The 24,891-nt window shown below is 63.2% G+C and carries 21 protein-coding genes and 1 tRNA gene; 12 read left to right on the top strand and 10 right to left on the bottom strand.

The annotated features are described in order from the left end of the window. The first annotated feature begins 22 nt into the window (after positions 1–22). The 5 genes from IVB45_RS31795 to IVB45_RS31775 all read left to right on the top strand — a co-directional run bounded on the left by IVB45_RS31795 (position 23) and on the right by IVB45_RS31775 (position 5,154). Entirely contained in the window at positions 23–487 is a 465-nt protein-coding gene (locus IVB45_RS31795) for a GNAT family N-acetyltransferase (protein WP_247358001.1), read from the top strand. Positions 488–660: 173 nt separating this feature from the next. Continuing rightward, positions 661–852 (top strand): hypothetical protein, encoded by a 192-nt coding sequence (locus IVB45_RS31790; RefSeq protein ID WP_245286332.1) that lies wholly within the window; start codon positions 661–663, stop codon positions 850–852. Positions 853–931: 79 nt separating this feature from the next. Further along, a complete protein-coding gene (locus IVB45_RS31785; RefSeq protein ID WP_247358002.1) occupies positions 932–2,104 on the top strand; it encodes a phosphoserine transaminase in 1,173 nt (390 codons plus the stop codon). Positions 2,105–2,238: 134 nt separating this feature from the next. Then, positions 2,239–3,828 carry a phosphoglycerate dehydrogenase gene (gene serA / locus IVB45_RS31780; RefSeq protein WP_247358003.1) on the top strand — a complete coding sequence of 530 codons (1,590 nt, stop codon included), beginning with the start codon at positions 2,239–2,241 and terminating at the stop codon, positions 3,826–3,828. 153 nt (positions 3,829–3,981) lie between these two features. Then, positions 3,982–5,154, top strand: a complete 1,173-nt coding sequence (locus tag IVB45_RS31775) for an acetyl-CoA C-acyltransferase (protein WP_247358004.1) — start codon at positions 3,982–3,984, stop codon at positions 5,152–5,154. A gap of 90 nt (positions 5,155–5,244) precedes the next feature. On the opposite strand, the gene IVB45_RS31770 is transcribed toward IVB45_RS31775, so the two are convergent. Together IVB45_RS31770 and IVB45_RS31765 are read right to left on the bottom strand one after the other, a co-directional pair. Beyond that, positions 5,245–6,414: an AI-2E family transporter gene (locus IVB45_RS31770; RefSeq protein WP_247501299.1), complete on the bottom strand. Its 1,170-nt coding sequence runs from the start codon at positions 6,412–6,414 to the stop codon at positions 5,245–5,247. Positions 6,415–6,637: 223 nt separating this feature from the next. Next, positions 6,638–10,090 carry a PAS domain-containing protein gene (locus IVB45_RS31765; RefSeq protein WP_247358006.1) on the bottom strand — a complete coding sequence of 1,151 codons (3,453 nt, stop codon included), beginning with the start codon at positions 10,088–10,090 and terminating at the stop codon, positions 6,638–6,640. 516 nt (positions 10,091–10,606) lie between these two features. Between IVB45_RS31765 and IVB45_RS31760 the strand changes: the two genes are divergently transcribed. From IVB45_RS31760 to tenA, 5 genes are all read left to right on the top strand, one after another. Beyond that, complete coding sequence (locus IVB45_RS31760) at positions 10,607–11,041, top strand: phasin (RefSeq protein ID WP_247358007.1); 435 nt, start codon at positions 10,607–10,609, stop codon at positions 11,039–11,041. Between the two features lie 309 nt (positions 11,042–11,350). Continuing rightward, a tRNA-His gene (locus IVB45_RS31755) sits at positions 11,351–11,427 on the top strand. A 140-nt stretch (positions 11,428–11,567) separates the two neighbouring features. Beyond that, positions 11,568–13,001, top strand: a complete 1,434-nt coding sequence (locus IVB45_RS31750) for a chromosomal replication initiator DnaA (protein ID WP_247358008.1) — start codon at positions 11,568–11,570, stop codon at positions 12,999–13,001. Between the two features lie 100 nt (positions 13,002–13,101). Then, the gene (locus tag IVB45_RS31745; RefSeq protein WP_247358009.1) at positions 13,102–14,169 is read left to right on the top strand and encodes a hypothetical protein; all 1,068 of its coding nucleotides are present in this window, start codon (positions 13,102–13,104) and stop codon (positions 14,167–14,169) included. 670 nt (positions 14,170–14,839) lie between these two features. Then, positions 14,840–15,514: a thiaminase II gene (gene tenA, locus IVB45_RS31740; protein WP_247358010.1), complete on the top strand. Its 675-nt coding sequence runs from the start codon at positions 14,840–14,842 to the stop codon at positions 15,512–15,514. A 288-nt stretch (positions 15,515–15,802) separates the two neighbouring features. Here tenA and IVB45_RS31735 read toward each other — a convergent pair whose 3' ends face one another. Genes IVB45_RS31735 through IVB45_RS31725 form a run of 3 tightly spaced genes read right to left on the bottom strand, consistent with a single transcriptional unit; the run spans position 15,803 to position 18,840 of the window. Beyond that, positions 15,803–16,741, bottom strand: coding sequence for an AEC family transporter (locus IVB45_RS31735; RefSeq protein ID WP_247358011.1), 939 nt, complete (start codon positions 16,739–16,741; stop codon positions 15,803–15,805). A 6-nt stretch (positions 16,742–16,747) separates the two neighbouring features. After that, a complete protein-coding gene (locus tag IVB45_RS31730; RefSeq protein ID WP_247358012.1) occupies positions 16,748–17,671 on the bottom strand; it encodes a CoA ester lyase in 924 nt (307 codons plus the stop codon). A 2-nt stretch (positions 17,672–17,673) separates the two neighbouring features. Further along, the gene (locus tag IVB45_RS31725; protein WP_247358013.1) at positions 17,674–18,840 is read right to left on the bottom strand and encodes a CaiB/BaiF CoA-transferase family protein; all 1,167 of its coding nucleotides are present in this window, start codon (positions 18,838–18,840) and stop codon (positions 17,674–17,676) included. Positions 18,841–19,162: 322 nt separating this feature from the next. Here IVB45_RS31725 and IVB45_RS31720 point away from each other — a divergent pair, with 322 nt between their 5' ends. Both IVB45_RS31720 and IVB45_RS31715 read left to right on the top strand, forming a co-directional pair. Beyond that, on the top strand, positions 19,163–19,525 hold the full coding sequence (locus IVB45_RS31720; RefSeq protein WP_027565324.1) for a hypothetical protein: 363 nt from the start codon (positions 19,163–19,165) through the stop codon (positions 19,523–19,525). Positions 19,526–19,970: 445 nt separating this feature from the next. Beyond that, positions 19,971–20,648: a ParA family protein gene (locus tag IVB45_RS31715; RefSeq protein WP_007596685.1), complete on the top strand. Its 678-nt coding sequence runs from the start codon at positions 19,971–19,973 to the stop codon at positions 20,646–20,648. A 130-nt stretch (positions 20,649–20,778) separates the two neighbouring features. On the opposite strand, the gene IVB45_RS31710 is transcribed toward IVB45_RS31715, so the two are convergent. From IVB45_RS31710 to trxB, 5 genes are all read right to left on the bottom strand, one after another. Then, positions 20,779–20,958, bottom strand: coding sequence for a hypothetical protein (locus tag IVB45_RS31710; RefSeq protein ID WP_247282525.1), 180 nt, complete (start codon positions 20,956–20,958; stop codon positions 20,779–20,781). A gap of 98 nt (positions 20,959–21,056) precedes the next feature. Then, a complete protein-coding gene (locus tag IVB45_RS31705; RefSeq protein ID WP_166517545.1) occupies positions 21,057–21,203 on the bottom strand; it encodes a hypothetical protein in 147 nt (48 codons plus the stop codon). A 180-nt stretch (positions 21,204–21,383) separates the two neighbouring features. Beyond that, positions 21,384–22,292: a 4-hydroxy-tetrahydrodipicolinate synthase gene (locus IVB45_RS31700; protein WP_247358014.1), complete on the bottom strand. Its 909-nt coding sequence runs from the start codon at positions 22,290–22,292 to the stop codon at positions 21,384–21,386. 463 nt (positions 22,293–22,755) lie between these two features. After that, a complete protein-coding gene (locus tag IVB45_RS31695) occupies positions 22,756–23,679 on the bottom strand; it encodes a LysR family transcriptional regulator (protein ID WP_007614700.1) in 924 nt (307 codons plus the stop codon). Between the two features lie 5 nt (positions 23,680–23,684). Beyond that, positions 23,685–24,650: a thioredoxin-disulfide reductase gene (gene trxB / locus IVB45_RS31690; protein ID WP_247282523.1), complete on the bottom strand. Its 966-nt coding sequence runs from the start codon at positions 24,648–24,650 to the stop codon at positions 23,685–23,687. Positions 24,651–24,891 lie beyond the last annotated feature (241 nt).

Genomic DNA, 24,891 nt, shown 5'->3' with positions numbered 1-24,891 from the left:
GCGCTGAGGCAGGAGTAACTTCATGAACGCCGAATCCGTCTCCATTCGTCCCGCGCGCCGCGAGGATGTTGCTGCGATTGTGGCGATGCTCGCCGACGATCATCTCGGGCGCGCACGCGAGCGCGTAGACGACCCGTTGCCTGCGTCCTATTACGAGGCATTCGCGCGGGTCGAGCGCGATCAAAATATCCAGCTCGTGGTTGCGGAGAGCGAGGGCAGGGTGGTCGGCTGCCTGCAGCTCGCGATCCTGCCGGGTCTCAGCTCGCAAGGCGGCCGGCGCGGTCTGCTCGAAGACGTCCGCGTTGCTTCCGATTGCCGCAGCCGCGGCATCGGCGAGCAATTGGTGCAGTGGGCGGTGACGGAAGCGAAAGCGCGCGGCTGCAATCTGGTCGAACTGCTCACACATCAGACGCGAACAGATGCGCAGCGCTTCTACAAGCGGCTTGGGTTCACCGCGAGTCACGTCGGCATGACTGTCCGCTTTTGACGCAGCACCCCATAAGCCTTGCGCGATCAGCGAAATCGGATCGCGCATACGTTCATGTTAAGAGCTGATAAACTACCCGTTCGACGTTCACATGGAACCAGGAACGAACGGTGCTACGCGAGCGTCTGAAACCGGGCTCGATCGGTTCGGGGATTTCGATGACAAGCTATTCGATGATCAAGGTCGGCAACGACTACGTCGTGCAGGCCAATGACAAATGCATTTTGAAAGTCGGCAGCCGCCGCCGCGCCGCGCAATTGATCAACGATGCCACGGACTTGCTGAACGCGCTGGCCGTGGTCGAATCCCCCAAAATCGCGCCGGAGGCGCCATCACTCGCGCGTGAGGCTCCGGAACTTCCTTGACTGGTCTTCCCGATTCCCGTATCTGCCGCGGCGGGACACCTCCCCCCAACGGGAGGCTTACTATCTGGAAGGGTAGACGATGACTGTAGCGAAGCCCGCTTCGCGGCCGAACGTGCCGCATTTTTCCTCCGGCCCCTGCGCCAAGCGCCCCGGATGGAATGCCCAAAATCTCAAGGACGCGGCGCTCGGCCGTTCGCATCGCGCGAAGGTCGGCAAGACCAAGCTCAAGCTCGCGATCGATTTGACGCGCGAGGTGCTCGAAGTGCCCGCCGATTATCGCATCGGCATCGTGCCGGCCTCCGATACCGGCGCTGTCGAGATGGTGCTGTGGTCGATGCTGGGGGCGCGGCCCGTCACCACGCTCGCCTGGGAATCCTTCGGCGAGGGCTGGGTCAGCGACATCGTCAAGGAATTGAAGCTCAAGGACGTCACCAAGCTCAACGCGGCTTACGGTGAGATTCCCGACCTCTCCAAGGTCGATCCGAAGTCCGACGTCGTCTTCACCTGGAACGGCACCACCTCAGGCGTGCGCGTGCCTAACGCCGACTGGATCAGCACCACTCGCGAAGGCCTGACCATCTGCGACGCCACCTCGGCCGCGTTCGCGCAACCGCTCGACTGGGCCAAGCTCGACGTCGTCACCTTCTCCTGGCAGAAGGCGCTCGGCGGCGAAGCCGCGCACGGCATGCTGATCCTGTCGCCCCGCGCCGTGGAGCGGCTCGAAACCTACAAGCCGGCCTGGCCGCTGCCGAAGATTTTCCGCATGACCAAGGGCGGCAAGATCAACGAAGGCATTTTCGTCGGCGAGACCATCAACACGCCGTCGATGCTCTGCGTCGAGGATTATCTCGACGCGCTGAACTGGGCCAAGTCGATCGGTGGCCTCAAGGCGCTGATCGCGCGCGCCGACGCCAACACCAAGGTGCTCGCCGACTGGAAGGCGAAGACGCCCTGGATCGACTTCCTCGCCAAGGACGCCGCGATCCGCTCCAACACTTCGGTGTGCCTGAAGTTCACCGATCCCGCGATCACCTCGCTCTCCGAGGACGCGCAGGCCGACTTCTCCAAGAAGCTGGTGGCGCTGGTCGAGAAGGAGGGCGCGGGCTACGACTTCGCCTACTACCGCGATGCGCCCGCCGGCCTGCGCATCTGGTGCGGCGCCACCGTCGAGGCCAGCGATGTCGCGCTGCTGACCCAGTGGATCGACTGGGCCTTCGCCGAGACCAAGGCCACGCTCGTCAAGGCGGCGTAAGCAGGCTTCGCTCGTCGCGTTATCTCATCTCGTCATGGCCGGGCGTGACCCGGCCATCCATCGAAGAGAATGGATCCGCGGGTCAAGCCTGCGGACGACGGTCTCAGATTTATCGACCATCAGGGATCTTTCCCATGACCAAACCCAAAGTTCTCATTTCCGACGCGCTCTCTCCGGCCGCCGTGCAGATCTTCAAAGACCGCGGCGTCGAGGTCGACTTTCAGCCCAATCTCGGCAAGGACAAGGACAAGCTCGCCGAGATCATCGGCAATTACGACGGCCTCGCGATCCGCTCGGCGACCAAGGCGACCGCGAAGATCCTCGAGAAGGCGACCAATCTCAAGGTGATCGGCCGCGCCGGCATCGGCGTCGACAACGTCGAGATTCCCGCCGCCACGGCCAAGGGCATCATCGTGATGAACACGCCGTTCGGCAATTCGATCACGACCGCCGAGCACGCCATCACCCTGATGCTGGCGCTGGCGCGCGAGATTCCGCAGGCGGACGCTTCGACCCAGGCCGGCAAGTGGGAGAAGAACCGCTTCATGGGCGTCGAGATCACCGGCAAGGTGCTCGGCGTCGTCGGCTGCGGCAACATCGGCTCCATCGTCGCCGACCGCGCGCTCGGCCTGCGCATGAAGGTGATCGCGTTCGATCCGTTCCTGTCGCCGGAGCGCGCCAGGGACATCGGCGTCGAGAAGGTCGAGCTCGATGACCTGCTCAAGCGCGCCGACTTCATCACGCTGCATACGCCGCTCACCGAGAAGACCAAGAACATCATCGACGCAGCCGCGATCGCCAAGATGAAGAAGGGCGTGCGCCTGATCAACTGCGCCCGCGGCGGCCTCGTCGACGAGCAGGCCGTGGTCGACGCCTTGAATTCCAAGCACATCGCAGGCGCCGCCTTCGACGTCTTTGTCGAGGAGCCCGCCACCGCGAACGTGCTGTTCGGCCATCCCAACGTGATCTGCACGCCGCATCTCGGCGCGTCCACCACGGAAGCGCAGGAGAACGTCGCGCTTCAGGTCGCCGAGCAGATGTCGGATTACCTGCTCACCGGCGCGATCTCGAATGCCGTCAACTTCCCCTCGATCACGGCGGAAGAGGCGCCGAAGCTGAAGCCGTTCATCGCGCTCGCCGAAAAGCTCGGCTCGTTCGCGGGACAGCTCACCGAGAGCGGCATTCTCAAGGTCGAGATCACGTATGAGGGACACGTCGCCGAGATGAAGATCAAGGCGATCACCTCCGCCGTGCTGTCCGGCCTGCTGCGGCCGATGCTGGGCGAGGTCAACGTCGTCTCCGCGCCCGTCGTCGCCAAGGAGCGCGGCATGGTGGTGGACGAGATCGTCCGCGCCGCCCAGAGCGACTATGAAAGCCTGATCACCGTCACCGTCACCACCGAGCGGCAGGAGCGGTCGGTCTCGGGCACGGTCTATGCCGACGGCAAGCCGCGCCTGGTCGACATCAAGGGCATCCGCGTCGATGCTGAATTTGGCAAGTCGATGATCTACGTGACCAACGAGGACAAGCCGGGCTTCATCGGCAAGTTCGCGAGCCTGCTCGGCGATGCCAAGATCAACATCGCGACCTTCCATCTCGGCCGCGTCGCGCCGGGCTCCGATGCCATCGCGCTGATCGAGGTCGACGGCGCGGTGCCGGCCGATCTGCTCGCCAAGGTGCAGGCCCTGCCGCAGGTCAAGCAGGTCAAGGCGCTGACGTTCTGATACGCCGACATATTCCGACCCGCGGAACAACGCCGCCCTCTCGCGAGGGCGGCGTTTTTATTTCTCCCGCGACCGCTGCACTTTGTGTACCAATGGCGCCGAGAAGACGTCGACCGACGCTCCGTTCAAAATCGTTCGAAAAGGGAGAAAACAATGCGTGAAGCCGTCATCGTTTCCTATGCACGCACGGGCCTCGCGAAATCCGGCCGCGGCGGGTTCAACATCACGCCGCCGATGTCGCTCGCGGCCCACGCGATCAAGCACGCGGTCGAGCGCGCCGGCGTCGAGAAGGACTATGTCGAGGATTGCTATCTCGGCAATTGCGCCCATGGCGCGCCGAACATCGGCCGCCAGGCCGCGCTGCTGGCGGGAATGCCGAAATCGACCGGGGGCGTCTCGGTGAACCGGTTCTGCTCGTCCGGTCTCCAGACCATTGCGATGGCCGCCAACTCGATCCGCTCGGACGGGTCCGACTGCATCGTCGCAGGCGGGGTCGAGAGCATCTCGATGCCGGGCGGCGGCACCCCGAAGGAATCGATCGATCCCGAGCTGCTCAAGACGGCGCCGGCGATCTTCATGGCGATGATCGACACCGCCGATATCGTCGCCGAGCGCTACAATCTCAGCCGTGAATATCAGGACGAATATTCGCTGGAGTCGCAGCGCCGCATGGCCGCCGCGCAGCAGGCGGGCAAGTTCAAGGACGAGATCGTCCCGATGAAGACCAAGATGAAAGTGGTCGACAAGGCGACCAAGGCCGAGTCGATCGTCGACTACGTCGTCGACCGCGACGAGTGCAACCGGCCCGAGACCACGCTGGAAGGTCTCGCCAAGCTCGAGCCCGTCAGGGGTCCCGGCAAGTTCGTTACGGCGGGCAACGCCAGCCAGCTGTCGGACGGTGCCGCGGCCGTGGTGCTGATGGAAGCCAAGGACGCGGAGAAGCGCGGCCTCAATCCCATGGGCCGGTTCGTCGCCTGGGCGGCGGCGGGGTGCGAGCCGGACGAGATGGGCATCGGCCCGATCTTTGCCGTGCCGAAGCTGTTGAAGCGTCACGGCCTGAAGATCGACGACATCGATCTGTGGGAGCTCAACGAAGCCTTCGCCAGCCAGTGCCTCTATTCGCGCGACAAGCTCGGCATCGATCCCGCCAAGTACAACGTCAACGGCGGCTCGATCGCGATCGGCCATCCCTTCGGCATGACCGGCGCGCGCCTCACCGGCCACATCCTCCAGGAAGGCAAGCGCCGCAAGGCCAAGTGGGGCGTCGTGACGATGTGCATCGGCGGTGGCCAGGGCGGCGCGGGACTGTTCGAAATCTACAGCTGAGGCGATCGCCTCATTGAATGCGAAGGGCACGGCGCCGCAAACGCCGTGCCTTTTGCTTTCCGGCGTGCTTGGGGATACGCCCGCGGCAACTCAGCCGTTCTTCTCGGTTGCGACAGGTCGGAACACCCATTCGCGCCAGACCACCAGCAAGGCTGACATGATCACCGGGCCTAAAAACAAGCCCAGGAGGCCGAAGGCAGCCAGGCCTCCAAAGATCCCGACGAACGCGAACAGAAACGGTAGCCGCGCCGAGTCGCCGACCAGGGTCGGCCATACGAAATGATCGCCGGCCAACATGACGATCGCGCCCCAGAAGAAGACGCCCCCGGCTGCGAAGCCGCTGCCTCCGCCGGAGATCAGGACCAGCGCCGCGGCGGTGAAGGCCAGCCAGGCGCCGAAGGGAAGCATGGCGAAGGCCGTGGTCAAGATCGTGAATACGATGGCATGCGGCACGCCCGCGACGAAATAGGCCACGCCGATCAATAATCCCTCGCCCGCGGCGACCAGCACCGTGCCGTTCACCGTGCCGCGGATCGCATCGACCATTTGCTCGGCGAGACCCTCTCCCGCCTCGCCGAAAAGTCGATCGCAGGTTTCCAGCACGCGGCCCGAGATCGACCGGCCGTTGCGCAGCAGGACGAACAAGGCCACCAGCGAGAAGAACAGAAGAAACATGCGGTGAAGCAGCTGTCCGCCGAACGTTCGAAACAGTTCCGATGCGTTGTCTGCATTGACGCTTTTCAGCCATGCGGTCGCGGCTTTGGGATCGGAAAGATTGCTGCGCCACCACTGCTCCATGCTCTCTGCGGCGATCGGAAGGCGGGCGAGCCAATCGGGCACTTCGATCCCGCTCTCTCCGGCCTGTTTCATCCAGCCCACGAGCAGATCGCCTTGTTGCGCGATCTGATAGACGGCAAGCGACATCGGCGTAAACAGGATGAGGGCGACGACGAGCGTGAAGACCAGCGGGGCCAGGTTGGACCGGCCGGAGCTCACGCGTGCCGCAAACTTGGTGTAGAGCGGCCACAGGCTGGTTGCGAGAATCGCGGCCCAGATCAATGCGGGGAGAAATCCCGCCGCCGTCCACAACGCCAGTGCGACGAGCGCGAGGGCAAGCACGACCCGTGCGTTCATGCGCGCGCCCGCGCCCGTGGGCAGCGGCTTTCGCTCGGTCGTGTTCGGGCCGCCTTCGCTCCGCACGGCGTCGCTCCGCTTGGGCGAACGCTGCTTCGGTGCCACGGATTTCGCTCGTTCGGCCATTTGAGATCACTGGGGTGCGGGAGCTGCAGTGTCGAACTGATCAGCAGGAGAAACGCTGGGTCCCGGCTTCAAGCCGCAACAAGGGGCTTCAGTTCCGCTCGGGAAGAAGTTGCAGTGAGGTGGCGCCCTTCGTCGGGCGCGGCTCGGCCGAAGCCGCCCGGCACGAGGCCGCCCGCAGCGCGGCCGCGGGCGTGCACCGCGGGCAGGAAATCGCGCTCGCCGCTTACGCCTGCGCCAGCGCCGGTGCGAACACCACCTCGATCAGCGAGCCGGAGTTCGCCGCGCTCTTGATGTTGAAGCGGGCGCGGTTGGCTTCGACCAGGGCCTTGGTCAGCGACAGGCTCAGCGCCGAATTGTCCTCGGCGTCGCCGGGCGGCGGGGTCCGGAACGGCTCCATCGCGGCGGCGACTTCGCGCTCGCTGAGGCCGTGGCCGGTGTCGCGGATGCGAAGTGCGACCTCGCCGCGGTCGGTGAGCGCGGTGGAGACGATGACCTGGCCGCCGGCGCTGGCGAGCCGGATCGAGTTCGAGATCAGGTTCATGGTGATCTGCCGCATCGCGCGCGCATCCGCGCTCACCTGCGGCAGCGCATGGCCGAGCGAGGTGCGGATGATGATGCGCTCGCGATTGGCCTGCGGCTGCATCACCACCACGCAGGCCTCGACGAGATCGTTGAGGTTGAGGTTGGCGAAGTTGAGGTCGAGCTTGCCGGTCTCGATCCGCGACAGCTCCAGCAGGTCGTCGATGATGGCGATGACGCGCTCGCCGGAGGCGCGGATGTCCTTCATGTACTCGCCGTAGCGCTCGTTGCCGAGCGTGCCGAAGCGCTCCGAGATCATCACCTCCGAGAAGCCGATGATGGCGTTGAGCGGCGTGCGGATCTCGTGGCTGATCCGCGCCAGCATGTCGGCCTTGGCGTTCGCCGTGCCTTCGACCAGACGTCGCGCCTGCGTCAGCTCGCTCTCGCCCTGCTTGCTGTGCGAGAGGTCGCGGAATACGGCGAAGAAGTTCGGGCCGTCAGGCCTGGTGCGGCCCATGATCATGGCGAGCGGAATGACGCCGCCCTTCTTCTCGCGTCCCAGCACCTCGCGGCCGTGGTCGAGCAGGCTCGCGATGTCTTGGCTCTTGAGGTTTTCCAGATAGTCGATGACGACATGCTGGCTCTCCGGCGCGAACAGCGTCACCAGATTCTGCTGCATCAGCGTCTCGCCGTCATAGCCGAACAGCGCCTCGGCGCTGCGGTTGCAGGCGTGGATGTTGCCTTCGGCATCGAACATGACGATGCCCTCGGCCGTGGTGTCGAGGATCGCAGCGAGATCTTCCGCGGCCGCCTCGCCGGCGTCGGGCTCGGGCGCGGTGGGGAAGGTCTCGGGGACAATGGTCTCGGCGGCGACGGTCTCGGCGGCGACGGTCTCGCCGATGAGGGGCGCAACGGGTGCTGCTTGCGGCAGCGCGCAGATCAGCGCATGCGCGCTCTCGCCGTCCCAGTCGATCGCGTGCAGATGCGCCTCGGTGGTCGGCAGCGGCGCTTCGCCATTGGCGAGCGTCGCGCTGATCGTGACAGGCGTGCCTGCTTGCGATGTGCTGCTGGCCGCGGATACGCCCGGCTCGACATAGAGCGCATCCAGCCCGCCGGCGTTCTCCAGCGCGCTCAGGCTGGCATAGCCCATGCGCGCGAGAAACGCGGAATTGGCGTAGAGCAGGCGGTCGAGCCGGTAGATCAGGATGCCCGTCGGCAGCAGGTCGAGCAGCGCGCGGTCGCGCGTGCTGTGGCCATGCGCGGGCGGCGCGGGCTCGCTCAGCCATTCGGCCGGCGTGTGCGGCGTCTCAGGCTCCGGCGTCGGCGCCTCAGGCGTGATCTCGGCATCCGGCGGTTCGGACGATGCCGCGATGGTTTCCTTGTCGCGTTCGAGGCGCTCGGACAATTGCCGGGCGAGTTCGTTGAACGCGCTGTTCTCGACCGGCGTCAGCGTCGGCGATCGCGTGTCGCCGGGCGCGCGGAACGGCAGGACATTGGGAGGCGTTTCCACTGGGGTTTCCGGATCGGTTGGATGTGAATTCGCGTCGGTTGTGGGTTCGGGCAGTTCGGCTTCAGGCTCAGGTGCGGGCTCAGGCTCAGGCTCAGGTGCGGGCGGCTCGATCGACGGAGGCGGCGGCGCCTCCAGCACTGGCTGGGGCTCGGGTTCGGGCTCCGGCTCGACCACATCGGCCGGCGGGCTTTGCGGTGCCGCCGGTTCGGCCAACAGCTCGAAACGCCTGAGCGCATCGAGCCGGTTGAGGCCGTCGAGATCGCGGCAGACGCCAAAACCCCTGAAGCCCGCGAAATTGCGCTCGCCGTCATAAACCGGAAGCCCGGCAAGCTCGACCGGCAGATGCTCGCCGCCGTCGGCTGGCCAGTTCACGGTGATCCCGGCCCAGGTGTCCTTGCTCGCAAGCGCCTGCGCCACGCGTCCCTCAGGATCGAGCGCGAATGCGCCGGCGATCTCGCGCCAGGAGCGGCCGAAGCCGGCGGCCGTGCGCGGACCGATCAGGTGGATGAATTCGTCGGAGAGAAGCACAAAGCGGCTCTCTGCATCCATCTTCCAGAGGAAGCGCAGCGGATGCTGACGCGGTGCGGGCGGCTCTTCGTGGCCCGACGGCGGCTCGACCATGCCTGTTACGGTCGGCGCGGCCTGCGGCGACACCATGGCTTCCGGCGAGTTTTCAACCGGAGTTTCTGGCGCGGCTTCGGCCGCTTCCTCGACGGCTTGCTGGATCGTCACGATCTCCGTCGCCGGCTCGCGCGCGGGCGGTTCGTGCGCGATCGTTGCTTCCGGCGCGTCGACCGGCTCGGCAAAGGCATCGAACAGCGCGATCTCGGATGGCGCCTCGTGCGACGGCGCGGCTTGCGCATGCTCGGGCACGGCGGCTGGAGCAGGGGCCGGCGTAGCCTCAGGCTGAGCGATGTCTTCGCGCGCGACCTCTTCAGCGGCCTCGGCTTTAACCTCATCAGCCACAGCCGCCGCCTGCTGCGCGGCAGGCTCGATCAGCGCGACCAGGCCGACATCGGCGCCGCTGCCGACCCGCTGCAGCACCATCTGGCCGATGCCGATCGGCGTCTCGGCGCGGCCCTGGCGAAGCGCATCGCTGCGCGCCTGTTCGAGTCCGCCCTCGGTGAGATCGCGGAAGCCGAGCAGGGTGCGGGCGGTTTCGCTGGCGCCGACGAACAGGCCGTCGGGCGCGAACGCCGCCATCGGCGTCTTGGCGCCGTCGACCAGACGAAGCAGGCGTTCGACCAGCGGCATGGTGCGCAAGCCCGGGTCCATCGCGGTGACGAGCACGGCAGATCCTTGGAAGAATTGGCCGCCGTCGGCGAAGTCGAGCCGGGCACAGGCGCAGGTCATCAGCGTGCCGAGCCGCGCCCCGAAGCCGCGCAGCCGTTCGAGCCGGATCGCGCCGTTCGCAGGCAGCCGGCCGGCCAGCCGGATGATCTGGCGGCGGTGGCTGTCGGTGGGCCCGAAAATCCTGTCCGCCAGCGCCGTGGCATTGGCCGCGCCAAACAGCCTTGCGCCGACCGGATTGGCCCAGAGCACGCGCGTGCCGTCGATCGACCAGAGCCAGACGGGCAGCGGCGAGGTCGCGTGCACGGCCAGCCGGGGATCGCCCACGCCTCGCAACTGGAAATCCGAACTCGTCATCCGACCGGCTTCGCGTCCCACTTGTGCGCATCAGGCTGCCGGGAATGACAGCCTTAAGAAAGGGTTAGTATCGCCCGCACCCGCGGGCAGGTCCACGTCCCAAGCCTATGCGCCAAGGCCTAAAGCCGCGATAACCTTAATGTGGCGGGGCCCGCAAGCCGTAGCCCGGTCGCATCCCCATCCTTCAGATGCCCGCGTCGGGCAGCACCTATGCCGCCCAGCCAATCCGCGCAGCGGTCGTCTCCAGGACAAGGCGGGTGCTCAGAGGCCACCCGATTACCTCAACCACCGGTTCCCCAGCCCGGGAACCTCATCCTCGCCGCGATTAAATTTGCGCAATGCACCCCAAAACCCGTTGCGTTGCACAATGTTGACATTTTAGGCAGGCATGGTCGCCGTGCTGGGCGAGCCATCATTCGTTTTATGTTTCCAGTCTTCGCTTCCGTCACCCAATTGGCCGGCGGGCGCAGCCGAAAAGGCTCACTCCGTTTTTCCATTTAGTGTGAGGGATACCCAATGACAGGTACGACTGATCCATTCTCCGCCTCCGTCATTCCGTTCGAGGTGCCGGAGCAGATGCGTGCGTTCGCCGAAAAGGGCGTGTCGCAGGCCCGCGAGAGCTACGCCAAGTTCAAGGACGCCGCCGAAACCCACAACGGCACGGTCGAGGCTGTGTTCGCGTCCGCCCACAAGGGCGTCAGCGAATACACCGCCAAGCTGATGGAGTTCGCCAAGGCCAACACCAAGGCCCATCTCGACTTCACCCAGGAGCTGTTCAGCGTGAAGGCGCCGCAGGATGCGTTCGCGCTGTGGACCAACCATTCCAGGACGCAGCTCGAGACCTTCCAGGCCCAGGCCCGGGAGCTCGCCGAGATCACCCAGCGCGCGGCCACTGCCGCCGCCGAGCCGATCAAGGCCTCTGCCGCCAAGCTCTACACGCCTGCCGCCTGATCTGGCCGAGTCGTCTGAATTAAGAAACCCGGGCCTAGCGCCCGGGTTTTTCTTCACCTCTCCCGCTTGCGGGAGAGGCCGGGAGAGGGCTCTCTCATCACGGCGAGTGTCGCCACCACGCGGGCGAGGGGAGCGCAACCTCGCTACGGTCGCCATCAAGCCCGATTTCATTGCGCTGAGGGTGATTTACCCCGGTTTTTCGTCCGTTTGCGGCCTTGCCAAAAACGCCCGTTGCACCTAGTTTCCGCCCCGTCCAGCCCCCCTTGGTTCTCGGCCCGTTCAAGGCGCCCCCGGGCGGCTCGCAAGGATGCAGTTGTAGCTCAGTTGGTTAGAGCGCCTGTCTGTGGAACAGGAGGTCGGTGGTTCGAGCCCACCCAACTGTACCAACAAAACCAATAGGTTAAGCCTGAGCCCGATCTATCCGCCTCGCCTAGATTTAGGTTGCGGCGCACACGTGCATTCGCGAGCGGATCAGCGCTAAGTATCGTTAGGACTCAATCACAACGCGAGCTAGAGTTCGATCATTATGGCTCGCGTGCATAATCCCACTCTCTTTTCAGCCTACTTCAACGTTCAGTCACAAGCGTTGGCGGCGGCCGGGCTCATCGATCCATTCGTGGATGTTGACGTACCGTTGTTCATCGATCCGGTGCTCTTAGAGAAATCCGCGAACCAAGCTATCGCAAAAACCGCAGTCGAGCGATTTCGGAAGCACTTCGAGATATTGGTCCGCATGCTTGCAATCTCCAAGGCTGAAGGTGATGCAGCATGGAAAGGTGCTCGACGGCAGCTTGATTTGAGTGAGCCGCCAGAGAACGGACTTGGCTATGGCGGAACTGGCCGATCAGGAAATTCGAGGCCTGAACTAATTCGCGAAGCGATCCTCCGAACGAGCAAGGAAGTGATCACACTAGGCGCAAGCGACCCGGAAATGATTTCCATGATGGGCTTCTTCGAGGAGGACGTCGGCCCTGATACGATCAGCGATATGACAACTACAGTGATCATGGATGACTTGGCGGAGATCACAGAGACTTTTTGTCAAGCACATGGGGTGCCGCTCTTCTCGTTTGATATTTGTCCAACTCACAACTTACCAAAATATGTGAATGCCAAAGGGAAGGAGGTGCCCATTGTTCTCGTGCCGACTGACATCGTGCGCGATTTGCCAATTGCGAATGACTGGTCGGACATAGAGCGGGCAGCGATGGAAAATACGCGCATCCGAGAACGTGTGAACCGACTCTTGGGAGGCATTGCGGCGCCAACTGTCGCAGAACGGAAAGCTGCACTCCGCAGCGCGGCGTTGGGATCAGCAGCCGACTTTGATTTTTTCTTAGCAGCCGTAAAGGGTAACGTAAGCAACTACGACCCCAACTTGGATGCGCTCGGCTACTATCGGCTCAAAGACATTCTCACAAACGGGCTTCCCGATCTTAAGCAGGCCGCGGCCTATAATCTCAAACTTGGAGCACACGAGATATTGCGTGTGGTCAATGACACCATTGAGCTGTTTAAGCGTCACGTTGAGGCTGGTAATCTTTGGGAAGAATTGTGGGTGAACGGGAAGCCAAAGAAAGAAAGGGCCTCTCAACTCATCTACTACGCGATCGCAGATTGCTTTTGCAAAGCGAACGACGTTGACATCTCACCTGAAGCAAACATGGGTGGCGGTCCCATCGACTTCAAGTTTTCAAGCGGCTATCAGGCGCGCGTCTTGGTTGAGATGAAGCGATCTGGCGGCACCGTTGTGCACGGTTACGAAAAGCAGCTGGAATTTTACAAAACAGCTTCACAAACTGATTTCGCGGTATTTGTCGTTATCGACTACGGAGACGGAGGCAATAAGGTCAATGAAATCAGAAAAATTAGAGAAGAGCGACTTAAGCGCGGAGAACGCGCGTCTGAGATTGTAGTGATTGATGCTATGCCAAAACTCTCAGCCAGCAAACGAAAGTAATAATGCTCTTGCTAGCTCGGTAATGAGAGATGGTCTTGGGCCTCAGGGGATGGAAGGCCGATGGAGATGGCGGCCTGGTATCGCAAGCTGGAGATTGTGAATGCCTCTCGCAATTACAGACGCTGAGACAACTCTTAGGTCGCGGCTAGGTGAGCCTGCTAAGCCGCCTACCGACTATGTGATCGGCTTCTCGACGCCAGCGGGGAAGGTTCTGGCCCTTCATCGCGAGGCCAGCGAGACACGTATTTGGTTCGAGCCGCCGGCGCCACCGAGGCTCGATGGTGTACGCCTGATGGATAATCTTTCAAACGGAAACTCCAACATCAACGGGCCGCTTCTACGGCTTCGGTCGCCCTCCACGCTGCGTGTCGAAGTCGATAGCCCCGGCGCTTTGGACAGGTTTCTTGATTGGTATGCCGGTTCAGGAAACGCTCCTCGGCCGACTATGACCGCTGACATTGACCCGTCTGCCTTCAGCGAAGCGTTCGCACGTTTCCAGCGACTCGTTACGACAAAGTCCGGTCATCCATTCAAGGGGTTTGACGAAGGGCTTGTTGCGGTCTGGGAAGGTTATAAGCCGCGTCTGCGCGATCATGCACTCGGATTGCTTCGAGCAGGGGAATGGACGGAAGAGAGTATCGGCTCAGGCGCGATCTTGGAGCGTACGATCGAGGCTATCGAGATACAGGACAGTAGCCGCAAACTTACGAATAATCTTGTATTCTGGCAAAATCGCTACGGTCATGCCAACCGCGACCATCGGGAGTTGTTGGAAGCGCGAGCGAAACCGAAGCTTCGTCGTGACATCGAAGGTCTACTTTTTGGACTCTATCGGGGTGATGCTGATGAAGGCGCAACATTTGACCGGCTGAGCGATCTGACTGCTCGCAAGTATCCGTTGTTGGCCTATCTGTTCTTTCTTAAGGACATGAATCAATTCATGCCGATTCAGCCAACCGGTTTCGACCGCGCATTTCGAGCACTCAATATATACTTTTCGACCATACTCCAATGTGGCTGGGAGAACTATTCCACGTACAACCGGATACTAGCCTCGTTGCGGCCGCATATTGAGGGGGACGCCGGCCTAAAGGATATCCGCCTTATTGACGCGCACACCTTCTGCTGGGTTTTTTCGACGCTGCTAAAGCGTGAATCGGAAGGTTAGATCGCCAAAGCGGCAGGCGCCAGAGACGATGGGCGCATCCTTGGCGGACGCGAGAAGTCCATTATCGAAATGCGCCTGTCCGTCGAGAATACGGTTAGGAATGCCAACGGACAAAGTGTCCAACGAATTTTGAAGAACAAAGAATTGCGGATGACTGCGACTGAATTAGAGAGGCTTATCGCATCGTTGCTTGATCTACAGGGTAACTGTTGCGCTTTAACCGGAATCCCGTTTGAATTTGTCAATCCTAGTGCAGACAAGAACCTCCTGCCATCGCTGGATCGGATCGACAGCGACGGTCACTACGAGGCAGGAAACCTCCAAGTAGTTTGCCAATTCATCAACTTTTGGAAAAGCGACTCGAAAGATGAGGAGTTCCGCCGGCTCTTGGGGTTGGTGAGGGGGCAAGAGGAGGGAGCTGACTGAAGTAATGTTTTCGCTCAAACACCGCCTACGCACTTGTGCAGCATGTTGAGCGCGCCGCAGACACGCGCACGCTACCTCACTCTCGAATTACGGTGACACAAAACTCCCGACGCGGAGAGTGCCCTATCCGCAACGCTGCTCAAAGCCAGTTTTGTCCGCTGTCACCGTAGCCCCCCGGATCGCAATGCGCTATCGGTAGCGAACCAAAGGCGTTCATGGACGAGCAAGCCAGGCGAAAAAGATCGTGAGTTTCTTCGAGCGTCTCAAGACAGCAGCATCCGTTGAGTGGCGGGCTTACACCGAGCATCCCTTCACGAATGGATTGGCGGACGGCTCGCTCCCCGAAGCTGCGTTTCGTCACTACCTCGTTCAGGACTATTTGTTCCTCATCGAGTTTGCGCGCGCCTACGCGCTCGCGGTCTACAAGTCGCCCAGGCTTGCCGACATGCGTGAGGCAGCCGCCGGCCTTTCGGCCATCCTCGATGTCGAGATGAACCTGCATGTGAAGCTCTGTGCCGATTGGGGTCTGTCGCCGGCCGACCTTGAACAGGCCCCTCCGGCGGCCGAGATGCTGGCCTATACACGCTACGTGCTCGACGCGGGAATGCGCGGCGACCTGCTGGCCCTCAAGGTGGCGCTTGCCCCCTGCGTGATCGGGTATGCGGAGATCGCAACGCGGCTCGCCTCGCTCCCCCTCGCGGACGCTGCGACGAACGCCTACCGCGTTTGGATCGCCGAGTACGCCGGCGCGCCGTACCAGGAGGTCGCAGCCAGAGCGCGGGCGCACATGGAGCATCTCGCCGATCTCTACGCCACGCCGGCGCGCGAGGCAGAGCTGATGGCGATCTTCAAGGAAGCCACCCGACTCGAGGCCGACTTCTGGGAGATGGCCTGGCGCGCGGGTCAGCGCGTTCAATAGCTCTTTCAGGCAGTCAGGATGGGGGCGAGGGCTCAGCACGCCACGACGCAGGATCGGTCGCTTTCGTTTCCCCATTTCAGGAGAAATCGGCATCGCAAGGCCGAACCTTTTCATGACCTGGAGTGTTTGTACCTGCGGCAGGGCTGACAACGCTGAGGAGCCAAGACATGAACGGAATTATCTATCTGGTCGGACTCGTCGTCGTGATTGGTGCGGTGCTCTCGTTCGTGGGCCTGCGCTGATTGGATATTCGGGAGGTGGTGCGGCGCGCTCCAAGCCTCTGACGCCTCACCTCGTCACCACCCACACCACCACCGGCAGGGTCACCGCCGCCAGCAGCGTCCCCAGCGCCACCGCGCCCGACACCGGGTTCACCAACCGCTTGTATTGCGCCGCAAAGATGTAGGCGTTGGCGCCGGTCGGCATCGCCGCGAACAGCACGATCACGCCGGCCGCGACCGGCGGAAGGTCCAGCAGCTTTGCCAGCACGAACGCGGCCGCCGGCATCGCCAGCAGTTTGAGCGCGCTCATCACCACGACGCTCACCATCTCGCCCTTCACCTCGAACCGGAACAGATTGATGCCGAGCGCGATCAGCGCCGCTGGCGATCCCGCCTGCGCCAGCAGCTCGATGGTCCGGTCGACGACGGGATTGAGACCGAGGCCGGTAAAACGCCAGACGACGCCAAAACCGATCCCCAGCATCAGCGGATTGCGCGCGAGATCCGCTAGCACGGGACGGATCACCGCCAGAGGCGAGCCGGCTTGCTTGCGGCTGACAAGCTCCATTTGCAGGATGCCGCAGAGCCAGAGCAGCGGCGTGTTCACCGACAGGATCAGCGCCATCGGCCCCGCCGCCTCGTTGCCCAGCGCCGAGAGCGTCAGCGGAATGCCGAGCATCACGATGTTGCCGTAGACCGAGCCGATTGCGAACACGACGCCGTCCTCGCGGTCTTCGCGCCGCGCGCGCAGCACGGCCGACAGCGCCAGCGCCGCGATCCAGGTCAGCGCGAGCGCGCCGTAATAGGCGCCCCACATCCTGTAGGGACTGACATCGGGGAATTCCGACACGACGATGGTGCGGAACAGCAGCGCCGGAATGGCGATGCTGAAGGCGAATTCGGAGATGCCCTTGTGCGCGCTCTCGGAGACGAAGCGAAACAGCACCGCGGCATAGCCGGCCGCGATCAGCGCGAATACCGGCGCGACGATCAGCACGGTGGCCATGCGCCGCTACGACCCCATCTCGATGATCCGGCGCGCCATCCGCACGTTGGCATAGTCGATCATCTTGCCATCGAGCGTCACCGCGCCCTGGCCCTGCGCCTCGGCCTGCTCCATGGCCTCGACCACCCGCCGCGCGTGCGCGAGTTCGGTCTCCGACGGGACGAACGCCCGCAGCGTCGGTTCGATCTGGTCGGGATGGATCACCTGCTTGCCGTCAAAACCCATCGCGGCCGCCTTGAGCGCGCTGCTTTCCGTCAGTTGGGCATCCCGGAACGCGCCGCACGGGCCGTCGATCGCGCGCAGGCCGAACGCGCGCGCGGCCACCAGCAGGCGCATCATCGGATAGGCGAACAGATCGAGCGGAGCGGAGGCATAGCCGCTCTGGGCGGAGCCGACGTGCCGATAGCCGTCCGGCGACGCGCCGATTTCGGAGGAGCGGGCGCCGATCGAGGCGGCGAAATCGCCGACGCCGAGATGAAGCGCGCCGACACTTTGGTGCGCGGCGGCGAGCGCGTCGACATTGACGAGGCCCAGCGCGGTCTCGATCAGCAGTTCGAGCCCGACGGGAGAAGAGCGACCCGGCGCGGCCGCGCGCAGCTGATCGGCAATGGCGGCGATGTCGCTCGCCCGCTCCGCCTTCGGCACGATCACAGAATCCAGCCTGGGCAGCGCAGCGAGCTTGCGGATTTCCTGCGCGATGAAGGGGCTATCGACGGCGTTGAGCCTGACCGCGACGACCTTGTTGCCCCAGTCCAGCGAGGACAGCGCCCGCGCAGCTTCTTCCAATGCCACGTTTTTCTCCGACGGCGGCACCGCGTCCTCGAGGTCCATGAACACCGCGTCTGCGGCCGAGGCAGCAGCCTTGGCGACGAGACGGGAGCGATGCGCGGGAACGGCCAGATAGACCCGCGTCGGCCGCTGAGGGGCCATCGTCATGTCTCCTTTGCGAGACCGAGTTCGCTGAGGATGGATTGGTTGTGCTGCCCGACGTCGGGCACCGGATCCATCCGGGGCGACAGGCCGGGAATGGTGAGAGCCGGCAGGAAGCTCATCACCGGGCCGCACGGAGAGCCAACCGTTTGCACCCGGTCACGGGAGCGGAGTTGTTCGTGCGCCAGGAACGCCTCGACCGAATTCAGATGCGCGTTGGCGATCGAGGCCTCGTCGAGCAGCCGCAGCACCTCGTCACTGGTCATCGCCGCAAAACGCTGCTCGATATGGACCTGCAGATCGTCCCTGTTCTGCATGCGCAGCGGATTGGTGCGGAAGCGGGGATGGTCAGCAAAGGCCGCGTCGCCAAGCACGATCGCGCACAGCGATCGCCATTCCCGGTCGTTCTGGATGCCGAAGAAGATGGTGTTGCCGTCGCCGACGCGGAACGGGCCATACGGCGCTATCGTTGCATGCCTTGCCCCGGTGCGCGGCAGCGGCCGGCCCGTACTCTCCGTGTAGAAGGCGGGATAGCTCATCCAGTCCGTGATAGAATCGAACAGCGAGGCCTGGAACGCGGTGCCCTTGCCGGTGCGTTCGCGGCGATATAGCGCCATCAGCACGCCGTTGAGGATGTACATGCCGGTGGCGATATCGACCACCGAAAGCCCGACCTTGGCGGGCTCCGCCTCGGTGCCGTTGATGGCGAGCACGCCGGCCTCGCACTGCACCAGGAGATCGTAGGCCTTCTTGTTGCTGTAGGGCCCGCCCGCGCCATAGCCCGAAACGTCGCAGGCAATGATGCGGGGAAACTTTCGCAGCAGCGATGCAGCATCGAGGCCGAGCCGCTCCGCCGCGCCGGGCGCCAGGTTCTGGATGAAGACGTCGGCCTGCGGCAGCAGGGCCTCGAGCACCTCCTGGCCCTCAGGACTCTTGATGTCGATGGCGAGGCTCTCCTTCGACCTGTTGGTCCAGACGAACTGGCTCGACATCCCGTTCATCACGTGATCGTAGTCGCGGCAGAAATCGCCATCGCCGGGCCGCTCGATCTTGATGACGCGCGCGCCCCAGTCCGCAAGATGCCGGCTGGCAAGAGGAGCCGCGATCGCCTGCTCGAGCGAGACCACCGTCACCCCCGACAGCGGCAGCTCCGCCTCATTTCGCTCCATGCAATCGTCTCCGCTCCCGCTCACGCTTTCGACCAGCGCAGGAGACAAGCCGACCACCCCACGCACGTTCTGTGACGATGGCATGATGCCCCTGTTTTGCCCGACGAGTCAAACTTCATTTCGTAAAATCCGCAAATCGCGATCCGCAAAGTTCAATTCCAACATGGACTTGGCTACTGTGCATGGGGTTGTTTTCGCGGTTTTTGTTTTAGGGGGCCCTGTTGCCGAGACCGCACACGTCCCGGCTTTCGCATCTCGCCTCGGTTGCCAACGAACCCCCGTTCACCCACTATCGTCTCCGACTCGACATTTGGGGGGATCGATGCCGGCGTTCCGTTTCAAGAAATCTTTCGCTGCCGCGATCACGGGGATGGCCCTGGCCGTCCTGATCCACCCGGGTGAAGGCTTTGCCTACTCCCAGGAGGAGCAGCAGGCCTGCACGCCCGATGCGATGCGGCTGTGCGGCGACTTTGTTCCGAACGTCGACGCCATCACCGCCTGCATGATCCAGAAGAAGTCGCAGCTCTCGCCGCAGTGCCGGGCCTTCTTCCGGCCGGGACCGGAGCCGGGCATGGCGGCGGCGCCCCGCGCCGGCAAGCCGACCAGCATCGCGCCCAAGAGCTCAGCCCGGACGGCGAAGAAGAGCACCAAGCCGGCCAAGAAGAAGAAAGCCAGCGAAGGCTGAGCGCGAGCACGACGTTCCCTTTTTGAAACTCGACCATGCCTAGGCCACAGCGCGCAGTGCGTTTGAAGTCCCGGGCATCTGCGTGTCCGACTTCTCGTTTGCTGTCCCTGAGTCAAACTGACCCAGGCATCAGCCCCACACCAGCCACCGGACTCCTTTTGTTCGCCTCCGCATGCGGACGCTTGCGACAATTACGACCGCGCGGGGATGGAAACGAGTCGCGGAACGGTTTGCCCGGCGAGGTTGCATTCCGTTTTTTCCCGCCGCACTGCTCAAAAAACGCACGATTGCTGGCGTGAGGCCGTCGTCGCACGCAGCAGTGTGACTCAAAAGCCAACGCGCTTTGTTATTTCATGGCGCCAGCATAACTTATGATAAATTTTTCTTTCCCGAATCACCGTGGTGATTCATTTTCGCCGCCTGGGGTCAATCTGGAGGCAGAGGTATGAACGTTATTGTTTTTGCATCGCGTAAAGGTGGCTCGGGCAAGAGTACGCTGGCCGCGCATCTTGCCGCGCAGATCAAGGCGACCAAGCCGATCCTGCTCGTCGATGCGGATCCGCAAGGCTCGCTCACGCTGTGGCACAAGCTGCGTGGCACCAACGAACCGCCGATCAAGTCCGCGGTCAACTCGGTCAGCGGCATCGTCTCCGCTGCCAAGCGCGACGGTTATGAATGGGTGTTGATCGACACGCCGCCGAACCTGTCGGCCGTCGTCGACGACGCCATCCGCAATGCCACCATGGTGGTGATTCCCGCCCGTCCCGGCGTGTTCGACGTCAACGCGGTGCAGGAAACCATCCAGATGTGCCGTGCGGCGCGCAAGCCCTACGCGGTCGTGCTCAACGGAGCGCCGGCGCGCCGCGACGAGTCCGAAAGCCCGATCGTCACCATCGCCCGCGAGGCGCTGGCGAAGTTCCGTGCTCCGGTGTGGGGCGGCCAGATCACCAACCGTTCGGATCTGCTGATGGCGTTGAGCCACGGCGAGGGCGCGCGGGAATATCAGGCCGAGAGTCGTGCGGCTCAGGAAATCGCAAGGCTGTGGGCGGCGATCGAACGTTCGGTGAAGGCTATTCGCGGCACGGCGTCGGCTTCCGGCGCAATGCACAAGCAGGCGGCGTAATTTTTCATAAATCATTCCCCCGACGAAAAACGCGCGGACCTCCGCGCGTTTTGCGTTTTCGGGCGAGCACGATCCGGAAAAGGGTGAAGCGGTTTTCCGATAAGATCGTGCTCAAGAAAGTGGCTGGAAGTTACGCCACCATCAGCATGTAGAACACGATCACCGGCGACAGAGTGAGGATCACCGACCAGATGCCGGCGGCCCAGAGAATGTCCTCGGTGGTGAAGCCCTGCTGTCCAGCGTCGTAATGCGACGCCACTTCGCTATGATTATTCACAAACGCCCCCGCGATTTCTTCGCTTATGGGCATGAACGCTACGTGAGATATTTTAAAATTCCGGGTCGCAGTTTCGCGCGCTTTTGAACACAGCTGCTACCACGGATTAACCATCCGGACGCGCGCTGACATCACGCCAGCCAGACCCGAAACACCAGCACCGGCATCAGGCCGAGCATCACCGCCCAGAAGCCGAACGACGACACCACAACAATTCCCCGCAAGAAATCGGCGGACGCGAACATGTCTGCCGCCGTCGGGCGGATGCGCTGCCCCATGATCATTCCCCCATTTGAAAAGACTTTGAACGAAGACGATAAGCGCGATTGCGTAAACGAGCCGTGGATGCCCCATGCGGCAGCAGCGAAGGTCGTTGGGGCGCGGTTAACCAAGCACTCCGCTCTCTCACTCCCTCTCCTCGTTCTTACGGGGAGAGGGGTGGGGTGAGGGGCTATCAGCTACGCCGCGACTTGCATGCGCCGCTCGATCTCGCGGTCGAGCTGGACGGCGAGTTCGCTGCCGACCTCCACCATCGGCAGGCGCACTTCGGGGCTGTCGATCAGGCCCGTGCGCCACAGCCAGTATTTTGCCGGCGCGGGACTGGGCTCGGTGAACAACAGGCGCGTCAGGTCCGCGACCTCCTGCCAGCGCGCCAGCGCCGCATCGTGATTGCCGCGCTTCAGCTCGGCATGGACAGCCGCAAACGTCGCGGTCTCGAGGTGGGCTGACAGCACGATGCCGCCGTCGGCACCGTCGCTGAGCGCCTCGAAATAATTCGCATCCTCGCCGGTCAGCACGCGAAAGTCCGCGGGCCGGTCGCGCAGCAGGGCGATGGATTGCTCGCGGCTCGCGCCGCAATCCTTCAGGCCGATGATGTTCGGATGTTCGGCAAGCCGCAGCAGGGTCTGGTTGGAGATATTGACCGAGGTGCGGTAGGGAATGTTGTAGAGCGCGAGCGGCCAGGCGGCGTGATCGGCGAGCGCCTCGAAATGCGCCAGGAGGCCGCGCTGCGACGGCCGCACATAATACGGGCTCGCGATCAGATAACCATCGATCGGCCAGTCCGCGGTCGCGTCGAGACGCTCCTTCAGCCGCGACGTGTCCGCACCTGAAAGTCCAAGGCAGATCGGAATCTTGCTGTGGCCGATGGCCAGCTCGTTGCGCACGATGGCGACGAGGCGTTCGAGCTCGGCGTCGCGTAGCGTCATGCCTTCACCGGAGGTCGCCCCCAGGATGAAGCCGTCGACGGCCTGTCCGCTGTAATGCCGGGTCAGCCGCCGCAGCGACCTCTCGTCGAGGGCGCCGTCGCGAAACGGCGTCACCAGCGGCAGCCAGAGCCCGTGCAATTGTTCCTGTAGTCCGGTCATGTTCCATCTCCTTCTCGGGAAAAATCCTGAGACGGGGCACATGAAAAAACCCCGTCCAGGCGGCGGGGTTTTCGAAGTTTCGGCTCGCAATGACGAAGGCTGTTAGCGCGCGCAAAAATCCGAGGTCCCCAGATGGGGGCCTTTTTTCGAGGCGACTGCCTGCGACGAGATTGCGCACGACTTCGTGATCATTCGCAAATGATGCGGGGTAAGCATGGAACTGTCAATACACGCGGAGGGCGATGGCCGGATCCGCAAAAAAAAAAGCCGGGCTCGATCGAGCCCGGCTTAAGGTATTGGCCACGTGAGGCCGACACAATCACCTTCCAAGAGGGATTACTGAACTCCCGCGCCACTGGAGGAGGGGGACAAATGCGCAACGCGAAGGCTCAGCGTGAACAGATTATGGGCTAGCTTCGCGCCATGCATCAAGCGTCCAAGCCGCATGTCAGACATGCGGAAATCAGGACGGCCAGCGCTGCGCCTTGCTCACCACGAAGTCGCGGAACACTTGCACGCGCGCGACCGTCTTCAGCTCTTCCGGATAAACAAAATACGTATCGAGCTGGATCGAATCCGATTCGCCGAACAGCTGCACGAGGCGGCTCTGTTCTTCGATCAGATAGTCCGGCAACGCGGCGATGCCGAGACCCTGCTGACAGGCGCGGACGAGGCCGAGAATGTTGTTGACCCTGAAATAGGCTTCGCGCGGACCCGAGCCGTTGCGCCCCGCTTCCACTAGCCAGTTGCGGTTCTGAAGATGCGGCGCGAAGTTGCCGTCGGAGAGCGTGATGATGCGGTGGGAGTCGAGCTCCTCCAGCGTGCGCGGCGTGCCGAAGCGCTTGATGTAATCGGGCGAGCAATAAGCGTGGAAGCCCATCGCGAACAGCTTGCGCTGGATGAGATCCGGCTGCGTCGGCTTGCGGGTGCGGATCGCGACATCGGCCTCGCGCATCGAGAGATCAAGCTCCTCGTCGGTGACGATCAGCGAGATCCGGATTTCCGGATAGAGCGCGGTGAATTCGCCAAGCCTGGGGATCAGCCAGTTGATGCCGACGCCGGGCGTGGTGGTGATCTTGAGATCGCCGCTCGGCCGCTCGCGGCTGTCGGTCAGTTTCGCGCGCGCCGCCTGCAGCTGCATGAACACGTCATGGGCGGTGCGGAACAGGAGGTCGCCCTGTTCGGTGAGGATCAGGCCGCGGGCGTGGCGGTGGAACAGCGAGACCGAGAGCTCCTGCTCCAGTGCCGAGACCTGGCGTGACACTGCCGATTGCGACAGGCCGAGCTGCTCGCCCGCGTGCGTGAAGCTGCCCGCTTCCGCCGCGGCGTGAAACACCTTCAGCTTGTCCCAGTCCATATCCGTAAATCCGTCGCGTGTTCTTGCCATGATGTCTATTCCGCTGCCGCGCGCTCGCTGGCGCGCAGGGCCAAAAATCGTTCCGCCTCGAGCGCCGCCATGCAGCCGAGGCCGGCCGCCGTCACCGCTTGACGATAAGTTTCGTCGGCGACGTCGCCGGCGGCGAACAGTCCGGGCACCGAGGTGGCGGTCGAGTTCGGGGCGACCTCGACATAGCCCGACGGTTTCAGCTTGATCTGGCCGGCCACGAGCTCGGTCGCCGGGGCATGCCCGATGGCGACGAAGACGCCGTCGGTCGGCACATCGGTCAACGCGCCGGTCTTGAAGTTCTTCAGTCGCACATGGGTGACCTTGTTCGGGTTCTCGGTACCGCAGATCTCGTCGACGGCTGAGTCCCAGATCACCTTGATCTTAGGGTGCTTGAACAGACGCTCCTGCAGGATGCGTTCGGCGCGGAAGTGATCGCGACGATGCACGATGGTGACCTGCGAGGCATGGTTGGTGAGGTACAGCGCTTCCTCGACCGCCGTATTGCCGCCGCCGACCACTACGACTTGCTTGTTGCGGTAGAAGAAGCCGTCACAGGTGGCACAGGCCGACACGCCGCCACCCTGGAATTTCGCTTCGGACGGCAACCCGAGCCAGCGCGCCTGGGCGCCGGTGGCGAGGATGACGGTGTCGGCGAGATAGACGTCACCGCTGTCGCAGGTGAGGCGAAAGGGGCGTTGCGAGGTGTCGAGCTTGGTCACCAGATCAGTCTTGATCTGGGTGCCCACATGCAGCGCCTGCTTCTCCATCTGCTCCATCAGCCAGGGGCCTTGGATCACGTCGGCGAAGCCCGGATAGTTCTCGACGTCTGTGGTGATGGTGAGCTGGCCGCCCGCCTGGATGCCCTGGATCAGGATCGGCTCCAGCATCGCGCGCGCGGCGTAGATCGCCGCCGTGTAGCCGGCGGGGCCGGAGCCGATGATGATGACCTTTGCATGGACAGCGGCGGACATTTCGACAGATGCCTTTCACGGGGGACTGCAGCGCGGGCGCGGAACGTGCCGGGAGGCCTCGCGGAGGCGCTGAAATATCAGAGGTAATCTAAGCCTTCTGGTGAGCTATGCAAGAATTGCATTCCCTGTCGGCGGATTTTTCCAACAGGGAACAAAAGTCGATTGCGCTGCACGCGCAATAAAATTGCGCCGAGTGCGTGGTCTGCGCTATGAGGATTGCGACAGAGCCACCAATACCGCC

The organism is Bradyrhizobium sp. 4, assembly GCF_023100905.1.
Classification (GTDB): Bacteria; Pseudomonadota; Alphaproteobacteria; order Rhizobiales; family Xanthobacteraceae; genus Bradyrhizobium.
Note: the sequence above shows the minus strand (reverse complement) of the source record. Positions and strands in the feature narration are given on the sequence as shown.